Raw genomic sequence first — 23,317 nt, 5'->3', positions numbered from 1 at the left:
CCGCCGTAGTATCGGATGATCTCGTCGGGGGGAGGCGGACATGAGCAGGCAGCGTCCCGGTACGCCGACGCTGGAGGAGGTGGCCGCCCGCGCCGGTGTCGGGCGGGGCACCGTCTCCAGGGTCATCAACAACGCGGTCGGCGTACGGGACTCGACGCGACGTGCCGTGCAACAGGCCATCGCGGAACTGGGGTACGTCCCGAACCTCGCGGCACGCTCCCTGGCCGGGCACCGCGCGGACGCCATCGCGCTGGTCATGACGGAGCCGGACTGGCGGCTGTTCGGGGAGCCGTTCTTCACCGAGGTCGTCCATGCGGTCGGCGACGCCCTCACCGACACCCCGGTGCAGTTGCTGCTCACCCTCGTCCGCACCGATACCGAGCGGCAGCGCTTCGTCGAGTACGCGCGCGGCGGCCGGGTCGACGGCGTGCTGCTGATGTCCGTGCACGCCGAGGACCCGCTGCCGGACATGCTCGCCAAGGCGGGGCTGCCCACCGTCATGCTGGGGCGGCGATCCGGCGACGAGGGCGTCACCTACGTCGACGCCGACAACGCCGGCGGCGCGCGCGGCGCGGTCACGCACCTGCTGAACAGCGGTCGGAGCACGATCGGGGCCATCAGCGGTCCGCTCGACATGTACGTCGCCCAGTGCCGGTTGCGCGGATACCGCGAGGCCCTGGAACTGGCGGGCGTCGAGGTCAGGTCCTCGCTGGTCGTCGAGTGTGCCGACTTCACGGAGGAGAGCGGGCTCCGGGCGGCGACCGAGCTGCTCGACCGTCACCCAAAGCTCGACGCGGTCTTCGCCGCCTCGGACACCATGGCCGCCGGGGCGCTGCACGCACTGCGCGCCGCGGGCCGGCGGGTGCCGCAGGACGTCGCGGTGATCGGTTTCGACGACTTCCAGCCGGCCCGGCCCACGGATCCGCCGCTGACGACGGTCCGGCAGCCGCTGGAGGAGATCGGCCGGACGATGGTGCGGCTGCTGCTGGCGGAGATGGAGGACTCGCCGGAGGACTCCCCCGTCGCCTGGCGGCACGTCATCCTCCGCACGGAACTGGTACTCCGGGACTCCGCCTGATCGACCCGGCCGAGGTGACCGCCGGGAGCGCTCCCGGCCTGACGTCTCCCACCTGGGAGTTCGAGATTCCTTCGACAACTCCCGCGCGCACAGCCTTGTCAGGAACATGAACCGCTTCTACAGTCACCCGCAACCGGTAAGTGGGAGCGCTCCCAACAGTGGGGAGTTGGGAGCGCTCCCGCACCGGCCCCTCCCTGCCCCCGCACCCACCCGGAGAGGCCCCCATGAGACCGTTACGGCCCCAAGTCCGCACCCCGCGCGGCCTCTTAGGCGCGTTGCTCGCGACCTTCGCGGTCGTCGCGTCACTCATGACCGCGGCGGCGCCGGCCCAGGCGGACACCACGATCTGCGAACCGTTCGGGACGACGACGATCCAGGGTCGGTACGTCGTCCAGAACAACCGCTGGGGCTCCAGCGCCACCCAGTGCGTCACCGCCACCGACACCGGCTTCCGGGTCACCCAGGCCGACGGCTCGGTACCCACCAACGGGGCCCCGAAGTCGTACCCGTCGGTCTTCAACGGCTGTCACTACACGAACTGTTCGCCGGGCACCAATCTGCCCGCCCGGCTCGACACCATCGCCCAGGCGCCCTCGAGCATCTCGTACGGCTTTGTCGGCGACGCCGTCTACAACGCCTCGTACGACATATGGCTGGACCCGACTCCCCGGACGGACGGGGTGAACCAGACCGAGATCATGATCTGGTTCAACAGGGTGGGCCCGATCCAGCCCATCGGTTCCCAGGTCGGCACGGCCGCGGTGGGCGGACGGAACTGGGAGGTGTGGACCGGCAGCAACGGTTCCAATGACGTGCTGTCCTTCGTCGCCCCCTCGGCCGTCACCGACTGGAGCTTCGACGTCATGGACTTCGTCCGGGCGACTGTCGCACGCGGACTCGCCGAGAACGATTGGTACCTGACGAGCGTTCAGGCGGGCTTCGAGCCGTGGCAGAGGGGCGCCGGACTGACCGTCAACTCCTTCTCGTCCACCGTCGAGACCGGCGACACGCCGGGCAACCCCGACCCCGGCCCCGGCGACCCGACCGCGTGCGAGGTGGCGTACGGCACGAACGTCTGGCAGAACGGCTTCACCGCGGACGTCACCGTCACCAACACCGGCACAGCCCCCGTCGACGGCTGGCAGCTCGCCTTCGCCCTGCCCTCCGGCCAGCGGATCACCAACGCCTGGAACGCCTCCGTCACCCCGTCCACCGGCACGGTCACGGCGACCGGCATGGTGCACAACGCCCGGATCGCTCCGGGCGGCAGCCTGACGTTCGGCTTCCAGGGCGCGTACAGCGGCTCGTTCACCGAGCCGGACGGCTTCCGCCTGAACGACTCGCCCTGCACGACGGCTTAGCCGCCGCGCACGGTCCACGACCCCCCTCGCCCGTCCGGTCGACCCGCACTCCCCGGACGGGCGAGGGTTCCATGATTGTCATGAGCTGATCATGACTGTCCCGTAGACCCGGACGACCGGAAGACCCAGCACCCGGAAACAGGAGACCCCCTATGGCTCGACGCAGCAGATACATCTCTCTCGCGGCGGTACTGGCCACCCTGCTCGGCGCGCTCGGCGTGACCTTCCTGCTCGGGCAGGGGCGGGCCGACGCGCACGGCGTGGCGATGATGCCGGGCTCACGCACCTATCTGTGCCAGTTGGACGCCAAGACCGGCACCGGCGCCCTGGACCCGACGAACCCGGCCTGTCAGAACGCCCTCGACCAGAGCGGCGCGACGGCTATGTACAACTGGTTCGCCGTACTCGACTCCAACGCGGGCGGGCGCGGCGCCGGTTATGTGCCGGACGGCACGCTGTGCAGCGCCGGCGACCGGTCACCGTACGACTTCTCCGCCTACAACGCCGCCCGGGCCGACTGGCCCCGGACGCATCTGACGTCCGGCTCGACGATCCAGGTGAACTACAGCAACTGGGCGGCCCACCCGGGTGACTTCCGGGTCTACTTGACCAAGCCGGGCTGGTCGCCCACGTCCGAGCTGGGCTGGGACGACCTGGAGCTGATCGAGACGGTGACCGACCCTCCCCAGCGGGGCTCGGCGGGTGCCGACGGAGGCCACTACTACTGGGATCTGGCACTGCCGTCGGGTCGCTCCGGTGACGCGCTGATCTTCATGCAGTGGGTGCGTTCGGACAGCCAGGAGAACTTCTTCTCCTGCTCGGACGTCGTCTTCGACGGAGGCAACGGCGAGGTGACCGGGATCGGTGACTCGGGCGGCACCCCGACGCCGAGCCAGCCTCCGACGACCGAGCCGCCCACCACCCCGCCGCCCACGCACTCCGGTTCCTGCATGGCCGTCTACAACGTGCAGAACTCCTGGGGCGGCGGCTTCCAGGGCTCCGTCGAGGTGATGAACCACGGGACCGAGCCGCTGAACGGCTGGGCCGTGAAGTGGCGGCCGGGCAACGGGACCACGCTCAGCAGTGTGTGGAACGGCTCGCTGTCCAGCGGCACGGATGGCACGGTCACGGTCCGGAACGTGGACCACAACCGCGTCATTCCGCCGGACGGCAGCGTGTCCTTCGGCTTCACGGCCACGTCCACGGGCAACGACTTCCCCGTGGGGTCGATCGGCTGCGTAGCGCCGTAGCGCGACCGGGGGAGGCGCCGCGCGACCGGGCGCGGTGCCTCCCCCGGGTCTCCCGGGGCGTGCTCCGACCTCACGTGCCGGTTACAAATCGCTCAACCTCTGGTTGCGGCGCGGTGATCGGGCGACGATGGGGCCATGACTCTGGCCCAGCGCGCCTTTGAACGACTGCAAGCCTGGCGCGACCTCACAGCAGGTCCGACCAGTTGCGGAACCGGACGGGCGCTGTACTCCGTCCGCGACGAGATCGTCCACTTCCACTCGGACCGGGACGTGGACCTCCACCTCACCCACCGGGCCATCCAGCGTTTCCGTTACGACCTCGGCGGCTCCAGTGCCATCCGCATGGTCCCGGGCTCCCGGTGGGTGACCGTGCACCTGGACTGCGACGCGGACGTCGACCTGCTGCTGAGCCTGGTGAGCATCGCGCTGAAAGCGCATCAGACGCGGCCTCCGTCGGACCTGCCCTCGAAGTGCAACTTCCACCGTGTGACGGTGCTCCCCCGCTCCGCGGTCGGCGACCTCTGAGCGACGCCGGCGGCGGTGCCCCGCGCCGGATGGGCACCGCTGCTCACGGCCTCAGTGGTCCGCCGGCTGCTCCGCGCCGCGCCTGATACCGGTCGAGGCGAGGATCGCGCCGAGCACGCAGAGGACACCGGTGACGATCGCGGCCACGTGGACGCCGTTCATGAAGGCCTGTCCGCTGCCCTCCACCACGGCGGCCCGCAGGCCGGCCGGCATGTCGCCGGTGACGGGCGCCACGCCCATCGCCACGGCGTCCTTGGCCTCCTGCAGACCGTGGGCCATGGCCGAGGGCACGCCCGCGCCGGTCAACTCCCCGACGAGGGTGGCGCCGACCTTGCCGCTGATCAGGGAGACCAGCACGGACGTACCGAGCGCGCCGCCGATCTGCAGGGTCGTCGCCTGCAGACCACCGGCCACACCGCCGTCCCGGACGGGGGCGTTGCCGACGATCGCGTCGGAGGAGGCGGACATCACCATGCCGACGCCGAGGCCGAGCGCGATGAACGGCGGCCACATCGTGGCGTAGGAGGAGTCGGTCTGCCAGGTGAGCATGCCGAAGCAGGAGGCCGCCTGGAGCAGCATGCCCAGCGGCATCGTCAGCCGGGGCCCGTAGCGCTGGGTCAGGGCCGCGCCCAGCGGGGAGGCGACCAGCGAGGCGAGGCTGAGCGGAAGCGTCCGCACGCCCGCCTCGACCGGCGTGAAGCCGCGCACGTTCTGCAGGTAGAGCATGACGAAGAAGATCACGCCGAGCATGACGAAGAAGTTCAGCGCGGTGATGATCGCGCCGATGGTCAGCGCTCGGCTGCGGAACAGGCGCATCGGCAGCAGCGGGTGCTCGACGCGGGTCTCGTACCAGCCGAACACGAGCAGCAGCACCAGCCCGGCGGCCATGGCGCCCAGGGTGCCGGCGGAGGTCCAGCCCCAGGTCTCGCCCTTGACGACGCCGAAGACCACGGCCAGCAGGCCGAGGGCGAGCAGGACGAGGCCGGGGATGTCGAAGCGTTCCCGGCCGCCGGCGTTGCGGCTCTCCGGGAGGACGAGGATGCCGAAGGCGATGGCGAGGACGCCGATGGGGGCGTTGATGTAGAAGACGGACTCCCAGTCGACGTGCTCCACGAGGAGGCCGCCGACGATGGGCCCGAGGGCGGTCGCGACCGCGGAGACCATGGCCCAGATGCCCACCGCCATGCCGAACTTCTTCGGCGGGAACACGGAGCGGAGCAGGCCGAGGGTGTTGGGCATCAGCAGCCCGCCGAAGACGCCCTGGAGGGCGCGGAAGGCGACCACGCCCTCGATCGAGGAGGACAGGCCGATGGCGACCGAGGCGAGGGTGAAGCCGGCGACTCCCACGAGGTAGTAGGTGCGCCGGCCGAACCGGTCACCGAGCTTGCCGCCCAGGATGAGGGTGGCGGCGAGCGCGAGCAGGTAGGAGTTGGTCACCCACTGCAGCTCGGCGGTCGACGCGTGCAGGTCGCTGCCGATCGCGGGGTTGGCTATGGCGACGACGGAGCCGTCGAGCTGGACCATGAACAGTCCGAACGCGACGGCGAGGAGGGTCAGCCACGGATTGGACCGCTTGGCCCGGCGGCGGCCGGCCGCCGGTGGCGCGGTCTCGGCCGCGGGCATGGTGGAGTGATCCACGGACGTGGACGGCATGGATGAGCCTTTTCTTCCAGATTCAGGGGGAGGTGCGGGGGCGGGGCGGCCCACGGGCGCACGGCGGGCCGGCCTCGGGCACGACGTGCCCGGGGCCGGCGGAAATGCCTGCTGTCCGCCCGGTCAGGGGGTGGCGGGGCGGAGGTGCCGCGTCAGCGCGTCGAGGGCGTCCAGGGCGGAGCCGAGCGCGCCCTGCTGGCCCTCGGTGAGGGAGGTCAGGGCCTGGCGGACGAACGCGGTCTCCAGTTCCCGCACCTCGGACAGCCGCTCACGGGCCATGGCCGTGAGGTGGAGGTGGGCGACCCGCTTGTCGGCGCTGTCCCGCCTGCGCTCCAGGTCGCCCTGCTCGGTGAGCTGGGAGACCAGGGCGCTGACGTTGTTCGGCTTCATCAGCAGGGCCTCGGCGGCCTCGCGCACCGTGGCACCCTCGCGCTGGGCGACGAACCGCAGCAGCGCGAGCCGGCCCTCCGGGGGCTTGGGGTGCGGGTACTGGGCGGCGACCTGCCGGTCCAGCGCCCGGTGCAGCGCGGGAAGGCACGCCGCGAGGCCGGAGGCCAGACGGTCGATGTCCCGGCGAGGGGCGCTGGAGTCGGTCATCCGAAGATAATAGGTACTTGTAAATAGGTATGTCAAAAGAGTAAAAGCCGGCACCGGCACCCGGATCAGCAGACCCCCGCACCCCCCGCAACGCACTCGCAACCTTCCCCGTGCTGGGATGCGCCCCATGGGCGACACATACGAGGAGATCCCCCGCGTCGAGCTGACCTCCGAGGCCGCCGTACTGCTGCGGCGGCTCCGCGAGGCGCACGGCCCGCTGATGTTCCACCAGTCCGGCGGCTGCTGCGACGGCAGCGCGCCCATGTGTTACCCGGCCGGCGAGTTCCGCACCGGCGGCGCGGACGTCCTGCTCGGCGAACTGGTCGTCGACGGCGTCGAGGAGCCGGTGGAGTTCTGGATGTCGCGCAGCCAGTACGAGCTGTGGCGCCACACCCGGTTGATCGTGGACGTCGTCGCGGGCCGGGGCAGCGGTTTCTCGCTGGAGGCGCCCGAGGGGGTGCGTTTCCTCATCCGCTCACGGATCGTGGGCGCCTAGCCGTACGCCCCGCGACACGCCCCGCGGCACGCCCCGCGGCACGGTCCACGTCTGCGTCTGCGTCTGCGTCTACGGCCTGAGGCTGCCCACGATGTCCGCCGTCGCGGTCAGTCCGCTGCTGATGGTCGGGGCGATGCTCGTGCTCGCCAGATAGAAGCCGAGCAGCAGGCACACCAGTGCGTGCGACACCTTCAGCCCGCCGTTGCGCAGGAAGATCACCGCCAGGACGGACAGCAACAGCACCACAGAGATGGAAATGGCCATCGTCAACCTCCTCCGCCACGTCCACTTCGCGGCGTTCGGCCGTAAGTGTGGCGTAGCGGAGGGTTCGTCCGGGCGGCTGACCTGTCCTCCGAACGAGTGGTGTTTCCCGGCGAGGCCCTACGCGTCCCGGTGGGCGTCGAGGAACGCCTCGAGACCGGCGAGGTCGTCGGTGTTGAGGTGGTCGACGCCGGCGGCGAGCAGTTCGGCCCATACGGCGTCCCGTGCGGGGCCCGCGATGTCGGGCGTGGCCCAGAACCGCACCCGCTGTCCGCGGGAGTGCGCCGCCTCGACGATGCCCCGCAGTCTGCGCCGCTCGGCCGCCGGGAACGCGCCGACACCCCGCCAGGTGAAGTTGAGCGTCCAGTTGTCGCTGATCAGCGGGACGAAGGAGGCCGGTGCGGAGCTGCCGAGGTCGGTGAGACGGCCGTCGTAGAAGGCGCGGCGGGTGCGCTGGGCCTCCATGGGCACACGGGCCGCCCGGTCGCCGGAGATCACCGCGGTGACCGCGCCGGGGAACACCCGTCCGTGGGCGTAGGTGGTGAACAGGTGCTTGTAGCGGCGCAGACGGCGGTCGAGTTCGAGGTACGTCGACGATCCCTCGGTCTTGATGTCGATCAGGAGTTGCAGGGCGCTGCGGTCCCGCCGGTACACCCGGCCGTGGTGGGCGCGGACGCGGGCGGCGAGGGGGTCGAGGTAGAGGGATTCCAGGGTGCGGGACGGATCGAGGTCCTCGGGGTCGTGGGCGACGAGGAGTTGGCCGCCGACCAGGTGGACGTCGGCCTCGACGCTGCCGAAGCGGTGGTCGAGGGCGTCGAGGAGGGGGCGGGGGTGCTCGTAGTCGTTGTGCGCGTGGGCGCGCCACAACGGGCGCGGCCCGTGCCTGCCTTCGCTCGCCAGCGCGGCGCCGGCGGGCAGGGCCACCGCGCCCGCGAGGGCTGCGCCGAATGTGGTGAGGGCTCTGCGCCGGGTGGTGAGGGCCATGCTCTGCCTCCCTGGAAGTGCCGTACGGGACGCCTGTGAGTATGCGGTCCGGAGGCCGCCAGGAAGCAGAGCCGTGCGCGGAGTTGGCCGACGCGCCGCCGGTGGTTCATTTTCGTCCCGGTGGCGGGCACGGGTGATGCCCGCCCCGATGGGACGGGCATCACCCGGACAGGGTGGACGGACGTCAGGGTGCTCGGAGGTCGACCAGTTCGGCCAGCGTCTCCCGGTGGGTGCCCGCCGCGCCGTAGGCGACCGAGTCGGCCTTGGCCCGCTTCAGGTACAGGTGGACCGGGTGCTCCCACGTCATGCCGATGCCACCGTGCAGTTGCAGCGCCTCCTCGGCGGCGTGGACGGCGACCTGGCCGGCGTACGCCTGGGCCACGGCGACGGCCACCTCGGTGTCCTCGCCGGTCGCCAGCGCGTCGGCCGCGTTGCGGGCGGCGGCGCGCAGGCCCGCGACCTCCAGCCACAGCCCGGCGAGCCGGTGCTTGAGCGCCTGGAATCCGCCGACCTGGCGGTTGAACTGCTTGCGCTCCTTGAGATAGCGGACCGTCTCGGTCAGCAGCCAGTCCGCGAGGCCCAGTTGCTCGGAGGCGAGCAGCCCGGCGCCGGCCCGCAGGGCGCGTCGTACGGCGGCTTCGGCGTCACCCAGCCGGTGCCCGGAGGCGCCGTCGAGGGTCACTCGCGCGACCGGCCGGGTCAGGTCCAGCGACACCTGCGGAGTGACGGTCGCGTCGGCGGCACGTACCGCGTACAGGCCGCCGTCGTCCGCCGGCACCAGCAGCACGTCGGCGACGGCCGCGTCGGCGATGCCGGTCAACTCACCGTGCAGACGCCCCGCTTCGAGCCGTACGTGCGGGACGGCGCCGCCCGGCGCGACATGCAGGCCGACGGCGAGGGCGGCGATGGTGGTCGCGGACGCCAGCTCGGTGAGCAGTTCGTCGGCTCCGCAGGCCAGCAGCGCCTCGGTGGCGACGACGGCGCTCGTCAGGTACGGCACCGGTGCGACCGCGCGGCCCAGCTCCTCGAGGACGACCGCGGCTTCCCGGTGCGTGGCGCCCTGACCACCCAGTTCTTCGGGGATCAGGAGGCCCGCGAGGCCCATCGAGTCGGCGAGGGACTTCCACAGCGACACGTCGTGCGGGGTGGCCGACTCGGTGCGGGTGATGACGCCCGCCGGGTCGCAGTGGTCGGTGAGCAGGTCCCGGACGGCGGCGCGCAGCGCCTCTTCCTCCTCCGAGTAGAGCAGACCGGGTTCCGACTGTGCGCTCATCGGGCGAGGTCCTTCCATGCGACGTCCTTGTCGGTGCGCGGTTCGGCGGGCAGGCCCAGGACGCGCTCGGCGACGATGTTCAGCAGGACCTCGCTGGTCCCGCCCTCGATGCTGTTGCCCTTGGAACGCAGGTAGCGGTACCCGGCGTCGCGGCCGGTGAAGTCCACGTGCTCGGGGCGGCGCATGGTCCAGTCGTCGTACAGCAGGCCCTCCTCGGCGAGGAGTTCCACCTCCAGGCCGCTGATCTCCTGGTTGAGGCGGGCGAAGTTCAGCTTCATGCCGGCGCCCTCGGGACCCGGCTGGCCGGCCACGAGCTGCTGGCGCAGGCGTACGCCGGTGAGGCGCGCGACCTCGGCCTCGACCCACAGGCCCAGTAGCCGCTGGTGCAGGTCGTGGGTGCGCAGGTCGGGGCGTTCCCGCCAGGTCGCGGCGATCTTGCCGATCATGCCGCCCTCGCGGGGGATCGCGGTCCCGCCGATGGCGACGCGTTCGTTGTTCAGCGTGGTCTGGGCGACCCGCCAGCCGTCGCCGGTCTCGCCCAGGCGGCGGGAGTCGGGGATGCGGACGTCGCTGAGGAACACCTCGTTGAACTCGGCCTCACCGGTGATCTGGCGCAGCGGCCGGACCTCGACCCCGGGGTCGGTCATGTCGCACACGAAGTACGTGATGCCCCGGTGCTTGGGCAGGTCCGGGTCGGTGCGGGCGATGAGGATGGCCCAGCGGGCGACGTGCGCGCTGGACGTCCACACCTTCTGTCCGTTGACGACCCAGTCCTCGCCCGAACGGACCGCCCGCGTGCCGAGAGCGGCGAGGTCGGATCCGGCGCCCGGCTCGCTGAACAGCTGGCACCAGACCTCCTCGCCGGTCCACAGCGGGCGCAGAAGTCGCTGCTTCTGCTCCTCCGTGCCGTACTGGAGGATGGTCGGGGCGGCCATCCCGAGGCCGATGCCGATGCGCCGGGGGTCGTTGTCGGGGGCGCCCGCGGCCGTCAGTTCGGCGTCCACGACGGCCTGGAGGGAGCGGGGCGCGGCGAGTCCGCCGAGGCCCTGCGGGTAGTGCACCCAGGCCAGTCCGGCGTCGAACCGGGCCCGGAGGAAGTCCAGGCGTTCGGTGGTGGCCGGTGGATGCGCGGCCAGCAGTTCCTTCGTACGACGGCGCAGTTCCGCTGCGTCGGTCATGCGGCGGCTCCCTTCTCCAGCTGTTCCGGTACGACGGCCACCCGGCCGGTCGTCCTGCCGTCGGCGACGCGCTGCACGGCGTCGGCGGCCCCGCCGAGCGGTACCCGCTCGCTCACCAGCGGCTTGATGGCGCCCCGTGCGGCCAGCTCGGTGAGCTGTTCGTGGCAGTGCTGGACCAGCTCGGGGTTCTTGGTGTTGTACAGGCCCCAGTGCAGGCCGAGGACCGCGTAGTTCTTCACGAGGGCGTGGTTCAGCGCGGGGCTGGGGATGGTGCCGCTCGCGAAGCCGACGACGACGATCCGGCCCTCGAAGGCGACGACCTTGGTGGACTGGGCGTAGGCCTGGCCGCCCACCGGGTCGTAGATCACGTCGGCACCCCGGCCGCCGGTGGCTGCCTTGACGGCGGCGACGACGTCCTCGCCGTGCCGGTCGACGACCACGTCGCAGCCCAGGTCACGGGCGACCGCCGCCTTCTCGGGGCCGCCGACGACACCGATGACGGTGGCGCCGGCGGCCTTGCCGAGCTGCACGGCCGCGCTGCCGACCCCTCCTGCGGCAGCGTGGACGAGCAGCGTCTCGCCGGCCCCCAGCCGGGCCCGGCGGTGCAGGCCGAACCAGCCGGTCTGGTAGCCGATGTGCAGGGCGGCGGCCTCGGCGTCGTCCAGGGCGACCGGCGCGGGCAGCAGGGCTCGGGCGTCGGCGACGGCGTACTCGGCGAAGCCGCCGTGCGGCAGCGCGGGGTTGGCGAGGACGCGGCGCCCGTCCTCGGTCTCGCCGCAGATCTCCACGCCCGGCGTGAAGGGCAGTGGCGGCTTGACCTGGTACTGGCCCCGGCACATCAGCGCGTCCGGGAAGTTGATGTTCGCGGCGCGGACCCTCAGCAGGACCTGGCCGTCGCCGGGCGTCGGCGGCGCCACGTCCGCGAGGCGCATCACCTCGCCCGGCTCGCCGTTCTCGTGCACCTGCCATGCCTGCATGCGGGGCCTCCACCGACTGCGTCGTCCGACCGGGTCTCTCGCATACTAAGCGGTCGCTTGCCGATCAGGGAACAAGTTGCGCGGAGTCACGCCCGGGTGGGCCGCGCCCGTACGTGCATGCGCTCCCCCTGCGGGCCGAACAGGCTGAGGAACTCCGCCGGCCCCTCTCCCGTCGACCCGAACCAGTGCGGCACCCGGGTGTCGAACTCGGCGGCCTCCCCCGCCGACAGCACCACGTCGTGGTCGCCGAGCACGAGTCGCAGCCGGCCGGAGAGGACGTACAGCCACTCGTACCCCTCGTGGGTCCGCGGGTCCGGCTCCTCGTCGCGCTGGGGCTCCAGCACCTTGAACGCCTGGAGCCCGCCCGGCTGGCGGGTGAGGGGCCAGTGGGTGCGGCCGTGGCGCACGATCGGCTTGGCGCGCACCCGGGGGTCGCCGACCGGCGGGGCGCCGACCAGTTCGTCCAGCGGGACCTGGTGGGCCTGGGCGATGGGGAGCAGCAGTTCGAGGCTCGGCCTGCGCAGGCCCGACTCCAGGCGCGACAGGGTGCTCACCGAGATGCCGGTCGTCTCGGACAGCGCCGCCAGGGTCACCTCTCGCTCCTTGCGCACCTGGCGGAGCCTCGGTCCGACACCGGCGAGAACATCGTCTGCAGTCATGCCCTTATTGCAGAACCGGCAAATGTATTTGTCAATCCCGTAGGGTCCGCGCGACCTTCTACGTGGAGGTGGTCACCATGACCCAGAACCAGGACCTGACCGAGAAGTACGACGTGGTGGTGGTCGGCGGCGGTGCGGCCGGACTGTCCGCCGCGCTCGTCCTGGGCCGCGCGCGGCTGCGCACCCTGGTCGTCGACGCCGGTGAGCCGCGCAACGCGCCCTCGGACCACATGCAGGGCTACCTGACGCGGGACGGCATGTCGCCGGCCGAGTTCCTGGCGCTCGGCCGGGAGGAGATCGCGCGGTACGGCGTGGAACTCGTCCGCGACCGGGCGGTGGACGTGACGCGGGGCGCGGACTTCGCCGTGGAGCTGGCCGGCGGGCGGACCGCGCACGCCCGCCGGCTGATCGTCGCGACCGGGCTCAAGGACGAACTGCCGGCGGTGCCCGGTGTCGCCGAGAGGTTCGGGCGGGATGTGCTGCACTGCCCGTTCTGCCACGGCTGGGAGGTGCGCGACGAGCGCTTCGGCGTCCTCGCCACCGGCCCGCTCAGCGTGCACCAGGCGCTGATGGTGTCCCAGTGGTCGGACGACGTGACCCTCTTCCTGCACACGGTCGCCGAGGAGGAACTGTCCGACGACGACCTGCGCCGGCTCGCCGCGGCCGGGGTGAAGGTGGTGCCCGGCGCGGTCGCGGGCCTGCGGGTCGAGGACGACCGGCTCACCGGGGTCAAGCTGGCGGACGGCACGGCGCACGACCGCTCGGTGGTGTTCGTCGGCCCGAGGGCCGCACCGCGGACCGGCCTCATGGAGCGGCTGGGCGCCGAACTCCGGGAGACCCCGTTCGGCGCGTACCCCGTAGTGGACCCGACGGGCCGGACCAGCGTGCCCGGTGTGTGGACGGCCGGCAACGCGATGGGGTTCGCCGAGCAGGTCGTCCACGCGGCGAGCGGCGGCTACCGCGCGGCGGCGGCCGTCGTCGGCGACCTGGTCATGTCGGACCTGGACGCGGCCATCCCGGGACGGCACACCCAGTAGGGGTGTGCTGTCCCGGGTCCTGCCGGGGGATGCCGCCGCGCGGGCAGCGGGCCGACCGGTGTGTGGTCCCGCCCTTGCCGGTGCACCATGGCTGCATGCTGCTTGCCCGGTTGGCCCAGGTGTCCCGGGAGGTCGCCGCCACCTCGGCGCGGTCCCGGAAGACCGCCCTGCTCGCGGAACTGTTCCGGGAGGCGGAGGCGGCGGACGTGCCGATCGTCATCCCGTATCTGGCGGGACGGCTCCCCCAGGGCCGGATCGGCGTCGGCTGGAAGGTGCTGAGCCGCCCGGTCACGCCGGCCGCCGGGCCGACCCTGACCGTGCGCGAGGTGGACGCCCGGCTCACGCGGCTCGGTGCGGTGTCCGGCGCCGGTTCGCAGGCCGAGCGGACGCGCCAGGTCGGCGAGCTGATGGGCGCGGCCACCGAGGACGAGCAGCGTTTCCTGATCGGGCTGCTCACCGGAGAGGTCCGGCAGGGCGCCCTGGACGCGGCCGCCGTCGAGGGCCTGGCGGCGGCGACCGGCGCACCGACCGCGGACGTACGGCGGGCGGTGATGCTCGCGGGCTCGCTGCAGACGGTGGCCGAGGGCCTGCTCGCCGACGGGCCAGGCGCCCTGGAACGGTTCCGGCTCACCGTCGGCCGACCGGTGCTGCCGATGCTCGCCCACAGCGCCTCCTCGGTCGCCGAGGCGGTCGGCAAGCTCGGCGCGGCGGCCGTCGAGGAGAAGCTGGACGGCATCCGCGTCCAGGTGCACCGGGACGGCGACGCCGTACGCCTCTACACCCGCACCCTGGACGACATCACCGACCGGCTCCCCGAGGTCAGCGCCGCTGCCCTGGCACTGCCCGGCGAGCGGTTCATCCTGGACGGCGAGGTGATCTCCTTCGACGAGGGCGGGCGCCCCCGCTCCTTCCAGGAGACCGCCGGGCGGGTCGGCTCCCGCACGGACGTGGCCACGGCCGCGCGGGCGGTGCCCGTCTCCGTCGTGTTCTTCGACGCGCTGTCCGTCGACGGCCACGACCTGCTCGACCTGCCACTGACCGAGCGGCACGCGAGGCTGGCCCGGCTGGTACCCGAGCCGGCCCGCGTGCGGCGCATGCTGGTGCCCGGACCCGAGGAGACGGAGGCCGCCGAGGAGTTCCTCGCCGAGACCCTGCGACGCGGCCACGAGGGCGTCGTGGCCAAGGGGCTCGACGCCGCCTACAGCGCGGGCCGGCGCGGCGCTTCCTGGCTGAAGGTCAAGCCCGTCCACACCCTCGACCTGGTGGTACTGGCGGCCGAGTGGGGCCATGGCCGCCGCACCGGCAAGCTCTCCAACCTCCACCTCGGCGCCCGCACCGCCGACGGCTCCTTCGCCATGCTGGGCAAGACCTTCAAGGGCATGACCGACGCGCTGCTGACCTGGCAGACGGAGCGTCTGAGCGAGCTGGCCGTCGAGGAGCACGGCTGGGGAGTGACCGTACGCCCCGAACTCGTCGTGGAGATCGCCTACGACGGCCTCCAGCGTTCCACCCGCTACCCGGCCGGCGTCACCCTCCGCTTCGCCCGCGTGGTCCGCTACCGCGAGGACAAGCGCCCCGAGGAGGCGGACACGGTGGACACCCTGCTCGCCGCGCACCCCGAGGCGGCCCCGTGAGGCGCAGTGCGGGCCTCCTGCTGCACCGGCGTGGCCCCGACCAGGACCGCCAGGTACTCCTCGGACACATGGGCGGCCCCTTCCACGCCCGGCGCGAGGCCGGCGCGTGGACCGTCCCGAAGGGCGAGTACGACCCCGCCGAGCCGGCCTGGGAGGCAGCCCGGCGGGAGTTCGAGGAGGAGCTGGGGGTGCCGCCGCCCGACGGCGACGCCGTTCTGCTCGGCGAGGTCCGGCAGGCGGGCGGGAAGGTCGTCACGGTGTGGGCCGTAGAGGCCGATCTCGACCCGTCGGCGGTCGTTCCCGGCACCTTCCGCATGGAGTGGCCGCCGAGGTCGGGACGGATCGAGGAGTTCCCCGAGCTGGACCGGGTGGCGTGGTTCACGGTGGACCGGGCCCGTGAGGTGATCGTGACGGCGCAGGCCGCGTTTCTCGACCGGCTGGCTGAGCACTCGCACTGACGAGAAGGGACGAGGACCCCGGGACGGCAACCCGCGGGAACCGTCCGCGTTGCGGTACCCCACGCCGCGCGCCAAGGTCGAAGCACGAGTCCGCACCCAGGGAGGTCGGCCATGCCCATCGCGACGGTGAACCCGGCGAACGGCGAGACGCTCAGGACGTACGAGGCCATGGGCGAGGAGGAGACCGAGCGCCGACTCCAGCTCGCGGAGGCCACCTTCCGCACGTACCGGACGACGGCGTTCGACGAGCGGGCCCGGCTCATGCACCGTGCCGCCGACCTCCTGGAGGAGGACCAGGAGGAGATCGGCAAGGTCATCACCACCGAGATGGGCAAGCCGGTCAAGCAGGCCCGCGCGGAGGCCGCCAAGTGCGCCAAGGCGATGCGCTGGTACGCCGACCACGCGGCGGAGCTGCTCGCCGACGAGGAGCCCGCCGAGTCGGACGTGAAGGACTCCGGCGCGACCCGGGCCCTGGTCCGCTACCGGCCGCTCGGTCCGGTGCTCGCGGTGATGCCGTGGAACTTCCCGCTCTGGCAGGTGATCCGGTTCGCGGCGCCGGCGCTGATGGCGGGCAACGTCGGGCTGCTCAAGCACGCGTCGAACGTGCCGCAGACCGCCCTGTACCTGGAGGACCTGTTCCACCGGGCGGGCTTCCCCGAGGGCTGCTTCCAGACCCTCCTGATCGGCTCCGCCGCGGTCGACGACATCCTGCGCGACGAGCGGGTGCGGGCCGCCACCCTCACCGGCAGCGAGCCCGCCGGCCGCGCGGTCGCCTCCACCGCCGGGGAGATGATCAAGAAGACGGTGCTGGAGCTGGGCGGCAGCGACCCGTTCGTCGTGATGCCGTCCGCCGACGTCGAGCGGGCCGCCCAGGTGGCGGTGACCGCGCGCACGCAGAACGCCGGGCAGTCCTGCATCGCCGCCAAGCGGTTCATCGTGCACTCGGACGTGTACGACGCCTTCGCCGAACGCTTCACCGAGGGCATGAAGGCGCTGACGGTCGGCGACCCGATGGACGAGGAGACCGAGGTGGGTCCGCTCTCCAGCGAGCAGGGCGTGAACGACCTCGTCGAACTGGTCGACGACGCGCGGCGCGGCGGCGCGAAGGTGCTGTGCGGAGGCGAACGCCCGGACGGGCCCGGCTGGTACTACCCGCCGACCGTGCTGGCCGGCGTCACCCGCGACATGCGGATCCACCGCGAGGAGGCCTTCGGCCCGGTAGCCACGCTGTACCGCGCGGCCGACCTGGACGAGGCGGTGCTCATCGCCAACGACACGGACTTCGGCCTCAGTTCCAACGTCTGGACCCGCGACGACGCCGACGTGGACCGCTTCGTACGGGATCTGGAGGCGGGCGGCGTGTACGTCAACGGGATGACCGCGTCCCACCCCGCGTTCCCGTTCGGCGGGGTCAAGCGGTCGGGCTACGGACGTGAGCTGTCCGGGCACGGAATCCGGGAGTTCTGCAACATCACCACCGTATGGCACGGAGCGTGAGCCTTCCGCGACTACGATCCCCTTTGTGAACCGCGAAGTGACCCTGCCTCTGATCGTCGACGACCGCGGTACTTTACAGGTCGCCGCGTCCGACGTGAGCAAACTGCTGCGTACGGTGGGCGGGCGATGGCTGCGGCTGGTGGAGGCCGGCGAGGTGAGTCTGGACGAGGACACGGTCGCGGCCCTCACCATCGAGCTCGCCAAGCTGGCCGACCGGATCGACGTGGCGTGCATCGCCCACAGCAGCGGCCAGTCCTCCTGACGCCCCTCGCGCCTCGCTGCTGGGCGCCGCGGTGGGCCGGGACGAGATCACCCTGGAGGAGGCCGTCGGGCTCGCCGTCCTGCTCCAGACCGGCGGTGAGGCGGTCACGAACAACAGCGGGCAGGTGTTCCACCTGCTGCTGACCCGTCCCCAAACTCGCCGAACGCCTGCGCTCCGAACCGGAGATCCGCCTCCGGGCCATCGACGAGCTGCTGCGCTGGATTCCCCATCGCAACGCGGCCGGGCTGTCCCGGATCGTCCTGGAGGACGTGGCGGTCAGAGGGGCGCGGATGCGGGCGGGGGACGCGGTCTACGCGTCGTACCTGGCCGCCGACCGAGACCCGGGGGTCTTTCCCGACCCGGACACGATCGACTTCACCGGCAGCCCCAACCCGCACGTGTCCTTCGGCTTCGGCCCGCACTACTGCCCCGGCGGCATGCTGACCCGGCCGGAGTCCGAGTTGCTCGTCGACACGGTCCTGGACCGGATGCCGGGGCTGGAGCTCGCGGTGCCGCCCGAGGACGTGCCCTTCAAGAAGGGGGCGCTCATCCGCGGGCCCGAGGCACTGCCGGTGACGTGGTGAGCGGCCTCGCGGCGGTGTCGGAGGGACTGCTGGTGCCGCCGGGGCACGGGAGGGCGTGCGGGCGCCCGCCCAGCACGTGACCTTCGAGGTGACCGGTTCGCACTCGCGCGTGGCCTCCACCTTCGAGGTGATCGTGCCGCCGGGTCTCGATGTCGGCGCCCACGTGCACACTCGCAGCGAGGAGCTGTTCCCAGTGCTGGAGGGCGAGCCGGACGTGCCCGCCTTCGAGCCGAGGATCCATACCCCCGACAACTGGCAGATCCGTACTCCCGACAACTGGCAGAAGCGGGAGTCGTCTTCGGGCAACCGGGTGGTGCGCGCGACTCCGGGCACGGTCGTCGTGGTACCTCCCGGCTGCCACGCCTTCGCCAACCCGACGGGCGAGCCCGCCGAGATGTTCTTCCAGGCAAGCCCGCCCCCGGACCACGAACGCTACTTCGAGGAACTCCCTGGAGATCCTCGGCGAGGGTGGCCCCCGGACCACGAGGCCATCGAGGCGCTGCGGGCCGAGTACGACGTCGAGCGGCTGACGCCGCTCAGGCACCGACCGGGCCCGCCCCAGCCATCCGGTCCGTCCTAGCGGATCGGCATCCCCGCCAGGGTCCGCGCGATCACCAGCCGCTGGATCTCGCTGGTGCCCTCGAAGATGGTGTAGATGGCGGAGTCGCGGTGCATCCGCTCCACCGGGTACTCACGCGTGTAGCCGTTGCCGCCCAGGATCTGGATCGCCTGGGCGGTCACCTTCTTCGCCGTCTCACTCGCGAACAGCTTGGACATCGATCCCTCGGCCGCCGTGAACGGCTTGCCGTTGATCGCCATCCAGGAGGCCCGCCACACCAGCAGCCGCGCCGCGTCGATGGACGTCCGCATGTCCGCGAGCTGGAAGGCGACGCCCTGGTTGTCGATGATCGGCCGCCCGAACTGCTCCCGCGTCTGCGCGTACTCCAGCGCGACCTCGTACGCGGCCCGGGCGGTGCCGACCGCCATGGCGCCGACCGCCGGGCGGGACGCCTCGAAGGTGGCCATCGCCGCGTTCTTGACGCGCTCCCCGCCCTTCCTGACCTTCTCCCGGGCTCGGGCCAGGCGCGCGTCCAGCTTCTCCTTGCCGCCGAGCAGGCAGGAGCCGGGGACGCGCACGTTGTCCAGGATCACCTCGGCGGTGTGCGAGGCGCGGATGCCGTGCTTCTTGAACTTCTGGCCCTGGGACAGTCCCGGGGTGGCCGGCGGGATGATGAAGGAGGCATGCCCCTTGGAGCCCAGCTCCGCGTCCACGACCGCGACGACGACGTGGACGCCCGCGATGCCGCCGTTGGTCGCCCAGGTCTTGGTGCCGTTGAGCACCCACTCGTCCTTGGCCTCGTCGTACACGGCACGGGTGCGCATGGCGGCCACGTCGGAGCCCGCGTCCGGCTCGGAGGAGCAGAAGGCGGCGACCTTCACGTCGTTCGCGTCGCCGTACATCTGCGGGATCCAGGTGCCGATCTGCTCCTCGGTGCCGTTGGCGAGGACGCCGACGGCGGCGAGGCCGGTGCCGACGATGGACAGCGCGATGCCGGCGTCCCCCCAGAACAGCTCCTCCATCGCCATGGGGATGCCGAGACCGGTGGGGTCGAAGTACTGCTGGGCGTAGAAGTCGAGGGAGTAGATGCCGACCTTGGCGGCCTCCTGGATGACCGGCCAGGGAGTCTCCTCACGCTCGTCCCATTCGGCGGCCGCGGGGCGGATGACGTCGGCGGCGAAGCCGTGCAGCCAGTCCCGGACCTCCTTCTGTTCGTCGCTCAGCTCCATGGTGAACTCGGCCATGTCCCCTCCAGTGACGCACGTGCGTGTTACTTGCGGTAACCCGAGTCTGTTACCGGCGGGTAGGAAAAGTCAACTCCCGAGCCCCCGTCGCCTTCCCGTTCGATGCCCGGTGCCCACCGGGTGTTAGTTTGCGCAGGCGTCACCGAACCAGCACGGGTGGGGAGAGCACATGGACACCACGCAGCGGACCGATCAGCAGCGGTCCGCCGACCGCAGACGGCGCGAGCTGCTGGAGGCCGCCGACCGGGTGGTGCTGCGCGACGGCCCACAGGCCTCGATGAACGCCATCGCCGCCGAGGCCGGCATCACCAAGCCGATCCTCTACCGCCACTTCGGCGACAAGAGCGGACTGTACGCCGCCCTGGCCGTGCGGCACACGGACGCCCTCCTCGCCTCGCTGCGGGCCGCTCTGGACGCTCCGGCGGAGCGGCGGCAACGCGTCGAGGCCACCCTGGACACCTATCTGGCGGCCATAGAGGCACGCCCGCAGGTGTACCGCTTCCTGATGCATCCGGCGGAGGGCACCACCACACCGGGCGACCAGGCCGACCAGGGCTTCGACGTCGGCAAGCACTCGGCACCGCTGCTGCGCCGCATGGGCGAGGAACTGGCCCAGGTCATCGAGGAGCGCCTCGACGCCGGACCGAGCACCCAGCAGCTGGCCCGGGTGTGGGGGCACGGAATCGTCGGCATGATGCACGCCGCCGGGGACTGGTGGCTTGGCGAACGCCCCTGCTCCCGGGCGGAGTTGGTCCGCACCCTGGCCGACCTGCTGTGGGGCCGCCTCGCCGCGGCCGGGGACAAGGCGGGCGGCCCGGGGTTCTGACGGCCGCGGGCGGTGTCCGCGGACCGGCGTGGCCGCACGCCGGAGCCACCTGCCGGCACGCCCCCGTCTGCGCCACCACGCCGATACGGCCCACTGCTCCAGCCTCGCCGCCGGAACCGCCCGGCCGCAGCCCCCGGCCGGACCGCTCAGCGGTGCCAGGACGCCCGCGCCACCTGCCGCATCAGCTTCCGGTGCCGTCGGCCGGTCAGGCGGTCGGCGTACAACCGGCCCTCCAGGTGATCGCACTCGTGCTGGAGGCACCGGGCGAAGAACCCCGTCCCGTGCACGGTGACCGGCTCCCCCGTCACCGTGAAGCCCTCCACGACCGCGTGGTCGTGACGCTCGGTCCCGGCCTCCAGTCCCGGCAGCGACAGGCAGCCCTCCGGGCCGCGCACCACCACCCCGTCCGTCTCGACGAGCCGCGGGTTCACCACGTGGCCGAGGTGGCGCTCGTCCTCGTCGTCCGGGCAGTCGTACACGAAGACGCGTACCGGCTCGCCGATCTGGTTCGCGGCCAGGCCCACGCCGTGGGCGGCGTACATGGTCGCGAACAAGTCCTCCACGAGCGCCGCGAGTTCCGGACCGAAGTCCGTCACCTCGTCGCAGGGTGCGTGCAGGACGGGGTCGCCGAGGAGGCCGAGGGGGCGGACGCGCCCGTGGGCGCCCGGGATGGAGCCGTGTCGCATGGCGGCAAGAGTAAGGTCCCTGTGTCCCCCGGCGGCCCGCGCCCACCGCCGGAACCCCGTGGCCGGTGCCGCGATTCGGGAGTGCGAACGGATCTCGATAGGCTGAGGTCCACACCACGTGGCCGTCAGGCTTCAGGCGCGGCGCGTACGCAAGGAGGATCGAGAACTGATGGCAGGCAACTCGGACCCGCTCTCGCCCCGGGCCAAGATCGCCGTGACCGCGGGCAAGGCGGTCGCGGCGGCATCTCGTGCCGCGGGGCGCGGCAGCGGTTCGGTGATCGGCGGCAAGGTCGCGCTGCGACTCGATCCCGACCTCCTCGCCAGGCTCGCCCAGCACCTGGACGTGATCCTGGTCTCGGCGACCAACGGCAAGACCACCACCACCCGGCTCATCGCCGAGGCGCTCAAGGCGGCCGGACCGGTCGTCTCCAACGCGCTCGGCGCCAATATGCCGGCCGGCATCACCTCGGCCCTCGCGGCCGGCTCCGAAGCCCGGTACGGCGTCATCGAGGTCGACGAGAAGTACCTCGTCGGCGTCGCTCAGGCCACCGAGCCGAAGTGCATCGCCCTGCTCAACCTCTCCCGGGACCAGCTGGACCGCGCCGCCGAGACCCGGATGCTCGCCGAGAACTGGCGCGAGGGCCTGACCGGTTCCAAGTCCGTGATCGTCGCCAACGCCGACGACCCGCTGGTGGTGTGGGCCGCGTCCTCCTCCCCCAACGTGATCTGGGTCGCCGCCGGGCAGATGTGGAAGGACGACGCCTGGTCCTGCCCGGCGTGCGGCGGCGTGATGCAGCGCCCCGGTGACGACTGGTTCTGCGGCGAGTGCGGCTTCCGGCGTCCCACGCCGAGCTGGGCGCTCTCCGGCGACCACGTCCTCGACCCGCACGGCTCCGCCTGGCCGATCCACCTCCAGCTGCCGGGCCGCGCCAACAAGGCCAACGCCGCCTCCTCGGCCGCCGTCGCCGCCGTCTTCGGGGTGCCGCCGCAGGTCGCCCTGGAGCGCATGTACCAGGTGCAGGCGGTCGCCGGACGCTACGACGTCGTCCAGTTCCAGGGCCGTGACCTGCGTCTGCTGCTCGCCAAGAACCCGGCGGGCTGGCTGGAGACCTTCTCCCTGATCGACCCGCCGCCGACCCCGGTGATCCTCTCGGTGAACGCGCGCGGCGCCGACGGCACCGACACCTCCTGGCTGTGGGACGTGGACTACACCCGGCTGACCGGCCACCCGATCTGCGTGATCGGGGACCGGAAGCTGGACCTCGCGGTGCGCCTGGAGGTCGCGAACCAGCAGTTCCAGGTGTGCGAGGACCTTGACCAGGCGGTGCAGCTGTGCCCGCCGGGACGCATCGAGGTCATCGCGAACTACACCGCCTTCCAGGATCTGCGCCGCCGCGTCGGCAACTGACCGCGAGACTTCAGGGGACTTTCGTGAGCGACAACCAACTGCGGATCGTCTGGATCTACCCGGACCTCCTCAGCACGTACGGCGACCAGGGCAACGCCCTCGTCGTGGAGCGCCGGGCCCGCCAGCGCGGCCTCGACGTGGCCCGGCTCGACGTGCGCAGCGACCAGCCGATCCCGACCTCCGGCGACATCTACCTGATCGGCGGCGGTGAGGACCGCCCGCAGCGGCTCGCGGCCGAGCGGCTGCGCCGGGACGGCGGTCTGTACCGGGCGGTGGAGAACGGCGCCATCGTCTTCTCCGTCTGCGCCGGCTACCAGATCCTGGGCCAGGAGTTCATCAACGACCTGGGCCAGCGCGAGCCGGGCCTCGGCCTGCTCGACGTGGTCTCCACCCGCGGCGAGGGCGCCCGGTGCGTCGGCGACGTCCTCGGCGACATCGACCCGCGCCTGGGCCTGCCGCCGCTGACCGGCTTCGAGAACCACCAGGGCATCACCCACATCGGCCCCGGCGCCCGCCCGCTCGCCCAGGTCCGCTTCGGCAACGGCAACGGCACGGGCGACGGTACGGAGGGCGCGTACAACGACACGGTCTTCGGCACGTACATGCACGGCCCGGTGCTGGCGCGCAACCCGCAGATCGCGGACCTGCTGCTGAAGCTGGCCCTCGACGTGAACGCGCTGCCGCCGACCGACGACCGCTGGTACGAGGCGCTGCGCAACGAGCGCATCGCGGCTGCGGAGCAGCCTGCGTAGGCACAGCTGCGCAGCAGCCTGCGCAGGCACCGCCGCGGGCCTGCCTGGCCTTCCCGGGGCGGGCCCGTCTGATGGCTC

23 protein-coding genes and 2 pseudogenes are annotated in these 23,317 nt (G+C 72.1%); 15 read left to right on the top strand and 10 right to left on the bottom strand.

What is annotated here, in order from left to right:
• The first annotated feature begins 40 nt into the window (after window positions 1-40).
• From ACIQ1J_RS16365 to ACIQ1J_RS16350, 4 genes are all read left to right on the top strand, one after another.
• A complete protein-coding gene (locus ACIQ1J_RS16365) occupies window positions 41-1,078 on the top strand; it encodes a LacI family DNA-binding transcriptional regulator (RefSeq protein ID WP_403557359.1) in 1,038 nt (345 codons plus the stop codon).
• A gap of 224 nt (window positions 1,079-1,302) precedes the next feature.
• Window positions 1,303-2,439 carry a cellulose binding domain-containing protein gene (locus ACIQ1J_RS16360; RefSeq protein ID WP_403557358.1) on the top strand — a complete coding sequence of 379 codons (1,137 nt, stop codon included), beginning with the start codon at window positions 1,303-1,305 and terminating at the stop codon, window positions 2,437-2,439.
• Window positions 2,440-2,591: 152 nt separating this feature from the next.
• Window positions 2,592-3,689 carry a lytic polysaccharide monooxygenase gene (locus tag ACIQ1J_RS16355; RefSeq protein WP_403557357.1) on the top strand — a complete coding sequence of 366 codons (1,098 nt, stop codon included), beginning with the start codon at window positions 2,592-2,594 and terminating at the stop codon, window positions 3,687-3,689.
• 135 nt (window positions 3,690-3,824) lie between these two features.
• Complete coding sequence (locus tag ACIQ1J_RS16350) at window positions 3,825-4,214, top strand: luciferase family protein (RefSeq protein WP_403557356.1); 390 nt, start codon at window positions 3,825-3,827, stop codon at window positions 4,212-4,214.
• A 51-nt stretch (window positions 4,215-4,265) separates the two neighbouring features.
• On the opposite strand, the gene ACIQ1J_RS16345 is transcribed toward ACIQ1J_RS16350, so the two are convergent.
• Together ACIQ1J_RS16345 and ACIQ1J_RS16340 are read right to left on the bottom strand one after the other, a co-directional pair.
• Complete coding sequence (locus ACIQ1J_RS16345; protein ID WP_403557355.1) at window positions 4,266-5,867, bottom strand: MFS transporter; 1,602 nt, start codon at window positions 5,865-5,867, stop codon at window positions 4,266-4,268.
• Window positions 5,868-5,990: 123 nt separating this feature from the next.
• Window positions 5,991-6,464: a MarR family winged helix-turn-helix transcriptional regulator gene (locus ACIQ1J_RS16340; protein WP_403557354.1), complete on the bottom strand. Its 474-nt coding sequence runs from the start codon at window positions 6,462-6,464 to the stop codon at window positions 5,991-5,993.
• Window positions 6,465-6,591: 127 nt separating this feature from the next.
• Between ACIQ1J_RS16340 and ACIQ1J_RS16335 the strand changes: the two genes are divergently transcribed.
• Window positions 6,592-6,960, top strand: coding sequence for a DUF779 domain-containing protein (locus ACIQ1J_RS16335; protein ID WP_403557353.1), 369 nt, complete (start codon window positions 6,592-6,594; stop codon window positions 6,958-6,960).
• A gap of 69 nt (window positions 6,961-7,029) precedes the next feature.
• On the opposite strand, the gene ACIQ1J_RS16330 is transcribed toward ACIQ1J_RS16335, so the two are convergent.
• The 6 genes from ACIQ1J_RS16330 to ACIQ1J_RS16305 form a co-directional block, all read right to left on the bottom strand.
• Window positions 7,030-7,224: a hypothetical protein gene (locus ACIQ1J_RS16330; RefSeq protein ID WP_121750342.1), complete on the bottom strand. Its 195-nt coding sequence runs from the start codon at window positions 7,222-7,224 to the stop codon at window positions 7,030-7,032.
• Between the two features lie 117 nt (window positions 7,225-7,341).
• Entirely contained in the window at window positions 7,342-8,205 is an 864-nt protein-coding gene (locus ACIQ1J_RS16325) for a phosphatidylinositol-specific phospholipase C/glycerophosphodiester phosphodiesterase family protein (protein ID WP_403557352.1), read from the bottom strand.
• Between the two features lie 184 nt (window positions 8,206-8,389).
• On the bottom strand, window positions 8,390-9,478 hold the full coding sequence (locus tag ACIQ1J_RS16320) for an acyl-CoA dehydrogenase family protein (protein WP_403557351.1): 1,089 nt from the start codon (window positions 9,476-9,478) through the stop codon (window positions 8,390-8,392).
• Entirely contained in the window at window positions 9,475-10,656 is a 1,182-nt protein-coding gene (locus tag ACIQ1J_RS16315) for an acyl-CoA dehydrogenase family protein (protein ID WP_403557350.1), read from the bottom strand. Before ACIQ1J_RS16315 ends, ACIQ1J_RS16320 begins: the two co-directional genes overlap by 4 nt.
• Window positions 10,653-11,633 carry an NADPH:quinone oxidoreductase family protein gene (locus ACIQ1J_RS16310; protein ID WP_403557349.1) on the bottom strand — a complete coding sequence of 327 codons (981 nt, stop codon included), beginning with the start codon at window positions 11,631-11,633 and terminating at the stop codon, window positions 10,653-10,655. The genes ACIQ1J_RS16315 and ACIQ1J_RS16310 overlap by 4 nt, the downstream gene beginning before the upstream one ends.
• Window positions 11,634-11,719: 86 nt before the next feature.
• Window positions 11,720-12,292, bottom strand: coding sequence for a helix-turn-helix domain-containing protein (locus ACIQ1J_RS16305; protein WP_403557348.1), 573 nt, complete (start codon window positions 12,290-12,292; stop codon window positions 11,720-11,722).
• Between the two features lie 77 nt (window positions 12,293-12,369).
• On the opposite strand from ACIQ1J_RS16305, the gene ACIQ1J_RS16300 reads away from it, so the two are divergent.
• The 7 genes and pseudogenes from ACIQ1J_RS16300 to ACIQ1J_RS16270 all read left to right on the top strand — a co-directional run bounded on the left by ACIQ1J_RS16300 (window position 12,370) and on the right by ACIQ1J_RS16270 (window position 18,344).
• Entirely contained in the window at window positions 12,370-13,329 is a 960-nt protein-coding gene (locus ACIQ1J_RS16300; protein WP_403557347.1) for an NAD(P)/FAD-dependent oxidoreductase, read from the top strand.
• Between the two features lie 95 nt (window positions 13,330-13,424).
• Window positions 13,425-14,963 (top strand): ATP-dependent DNA ligase, encoded by a 1,539-nt coding sequence (locus ACIQ1J_RS16295; protein ID WP_403557346.1) that lies wholly within the window; start codon window positions 13,425-13,427, stop codon window positions 14,961-14,963.
• The gene (locus ACIQ1J_RS16290) at window positions 14,960-15,421 is read left to right on the top strand and encodes an NUDIX domain-containing protein (RefSeq protein ID WP_403557345.1); all 462 of its coding nucleotides are present in this window, start codon (window positions 14,960-14,962) and stop codon (window positions 15,419-15,421) included. The genes ACIQ1J_RS16295 and ACIQ1J_RS16290 overlap by 4 nt, the downstream gene beginning before the upstream one ends.
• Before the next feature lie 111 nt (window positions 15,422-15,532).
• Entirely contained in the window at window positions 15,533-16,918 is a 1,386-nt protein-coding gene (locus ACIQ1J_RS16285; protein ID WP_403557344.1) for an NADP-dependent succinic semialdehyde dehydrogenase, read from the top strand.
• 25 nt (window positions 16,919-16,943) lie between these two features.
• Window positions 16,944-17,180, top strand: a complete 237-nt coding sequence (locus ACIQ1J_RS16280; protein WP_193776641.1) for a DUF6213 family protein — start codon at window positions 16,944-16,946, stop codon at window positions 17,178-17,180.
• A 13-nt stretch (window positions 17,181-17,193) separates the two neighbouring features.
• Window positions 17,194-17,764, top strand: a pseudogene (locus ACIQ1J_RS16275) (cytochrome P450); the annotation flags it as partial.
• Window positions 17,761-18,344, top strand: a pseudogene (locus tag ACIQ1J_RS16270) (cupin domain-containing protein). The pseudogenes ACIQ1J_RS16275 and ACIQ1J_RS16270, both read left to right, overlap by 4 nt.
• Here the strand turns inward: ACIQ1J_RS16270 and ACIQ1J_RS16265 are convergent.
• On the bottom strand, window positions 18,341-19,567 hold the full coding sequence (locus ACIQ1J_RS16265; protein ID WP_403557343.1) for an acyl-CoA dehydrogenase family protein: 1,227 nt from the start codon (window positions 19,565-19,567) through the stop codon (window positions 18,341-18,343). The pseudogene ACIQ1J_RS16270 and the gene ACIQ1J_RS16265 sit on opposite strands and share 4 nt — an antisense overlap.
• A gap of 169 nt (window positions 19,568-19,736) precedes the next feature.
• On the opposite strand from ACIQ1J_RS16265, the gene ACIQ1J_RS16260 reads away from it, so the two are divergent.
• Complete coding sequence (locus ACIQ1J_RS16260; protein WP_403557342.1) at window positions 19,737-20,393, top strand: TetR family transcriptional regulator; 657 nt, start codon at window positions 19,737-19,739, stop codon at window positions 20,391-20,393.
• A gap of 146 nt (window positions 20,394-20,539) precedes the next feature.
• Here ACIQ1J_RS16260 and def read toward each other — a convergent pair whose 3' ends face one another.
• A complete protein-coding gene (gene def, locus ACIQ1J_RS16255) occupies window positions 20,540-21,079 on the bottom strand; it encodes a peptide deformylase (protein WP_403557341.1) in 540 nt (179 codons plus the stop codon).
• Between the two features lie 169 nt (window positions 21,080-21,248).
• Between def and ACIQ1J_RS16250 the strand changes: the two genes are divergently transcribed.
• A complete protein-coding gene (locus ACIQ1J_RS16250; RefSeq protein WP_210959620.1) occupies window positions 21,249-22,487 on the top strand; it encodes a MurT ligase domain-containing protein in 1,239 nt (412 codons plus the stop codon).
• 23 nt (window positions 22,488-22,510) lie between these two features.
• Window positions 22,511-23,239 (top strand): type 1 glutamine amidotransferase, encoded by a 729-nt coding sequence (locus ACIQ1J_RS16245; RefSeq protein ID WP_403557340.1) that lies wholly within the window; start codon window positions 22,511-22,513, stop codon window positions 23,237-23,239.
• Window positions 23,240-23,317: the final 78 nt, after the last annotated feature.

Source organism: Streptomyces sp. NPDC097107, assembly GCF_044762405.1.
Classification (GTDB): domain Bacteria; phylum Actinomycetota; class Actinomycetes; order Streptomycetales; family Streptomycetaceae; genus Streptomyces; species Streptomyces thinghirensis.
This window is presented reverse-complemented; position numbering and strand designations above follow the sequence as displayed.

Coding starts and splice junctions, on each gene's coding strand:
- ACIQ1J_RS16365 (WP_403557359.1), top strand. CDS start 41: ATGAGCAGGCAGCGTCCCGGTACGCCGACGCTGGAGGAGGTGGCCGCC.
- ACIQ1J_RS16360 (WP_403557358.1), top strand. CDS start 1,303: ATGAGACCGTTACGGCCCCAAGTCCGCACCCCGCGCGGCCTCTTAGGC.
- ACIQ1J_RS16355 (WP_403557357.1), top strand. CDS start 2,592: ATGGCTCGACGCAGCAGATACATCTCTCTCGCGGCGGTACTGGCCACC.
- ACIQ1J_RS16350 (WP_403557356.1), top strand. CDS start 3,825: ATGACTCTGGCCCAGCGCGCCTTTGAACGACTGCAAGCCTGGCGCGAC.
- ACIQ1J_RS16345 (WP_403557355.1), bottom strand. CDS start 5,867: ATGCCGTCCACGTCCGTGGATCACTCCACCATGCCCGCGGCCGAGACC.
- ACIQ1J_RS16340 (WP_403557354.1), bottom strand. CDS start 6,464: ATGACCGACTCCAGCGCCCCTCGCCGGGACATCGACCGTCTGGCCTCC.
- ACIQ1J_RS16335 (WP_403557353.1), top strand. CDS start 6,592: ATGGGCGACACATACGAGGAGATCCCCCGCGTCGAGCTGACCTCCGAG.
- ACIQ1J_RS16330 (WP_121750342.1), bottom strand. CDS start 7,224: ATGGCCATTTCCATCTCTGTGGTGCTGTTGCTGTCCGTCCTGGCGGTG.
- ACIQ1J_RS16325 (WP_403557352.1), bottom strand. CDS start 8,205: ATGGCCCTCACCACCCGGCGCAGAGCCCTCACCACATTCGGCGCAGCC.
- ACIQ1J_RS16320 (WP_403557351.1), bottom strand. CDS start 9,478: ATGAGCGCACAGTCGGAACCCGGTCTGCTCTACTCGGAGGAGGAAGAG.
- ACIQ1J_RS16315 (WP_403557350.1), bottom strand. CDS start 10,656: ATGACCGACGCAGCGGAACTGCGCCGTCGTACGAAGGAACTGCTGGCC.
- ACIQ1J_RS16310 (WP_403557349.1), bottom strand. CDS start 11,633: ATGCAGGCATGGCAGGTGCACGAGAACGGCGAGCCGGGCGAGGTGATG.
- ACIQ1J_RS16305 (WP_403557348.1), bottom strand. CDS start 12,292: ATGACTGCAGACGATGTTCTCGCCGGTGTCGGACCGAGGCTCCGCCAG.
- ACIQ1J_RS16300 (WP_403557347.1), top strand. CDS start 12,370: ATGACCCAGAACCAGGACCTGACCGAGAAGTACGACGTGGTGGTGGTC.
- ACIQ1J_RS16295 (WP_403557346.1), top strand. CDS start 13,425: ATGCTGCTTGCCCGGTTGGCCCAGGTGTCCCGGGAGGTCGCCGCCACC.
- ACIQ1J_RS16285 (WP_403557344.1), top strand. CDS start 15,533: ATGCCCATCGCGACGGTGAACCCGGCGAACGGCGAGACGCTCAGGACG.
- ACIQ1J_RS16265 (WP_403557343.1), bottom strand. CDS start 19,567: ATGGCCGAGTTCACCATGGAGCTGAGCGACGAACAGAAGGAGGTCCGG.
- ACIQ1J_RS16260 (WP_403557342.1), top strand. CDS start 19,737: ATGGACACCACGCAGCGGACCGATCAGCAGCGGTCCGCCGACCGCAGA.
- def (WP_403557341.1), bottom strand. CDS start 21,079: ATGCGACACGGCTCCATCCCGGGCGCCCACGGGCGCGTCCGCCCCCTC.
- ACIQ1J_RS16250 (WP_210959620.1), top strand. CDS start 21,249: ATGGCAGGCAACTCGGACCCGCTCTCGCCCCGGGCCAAGATCGCCGTG.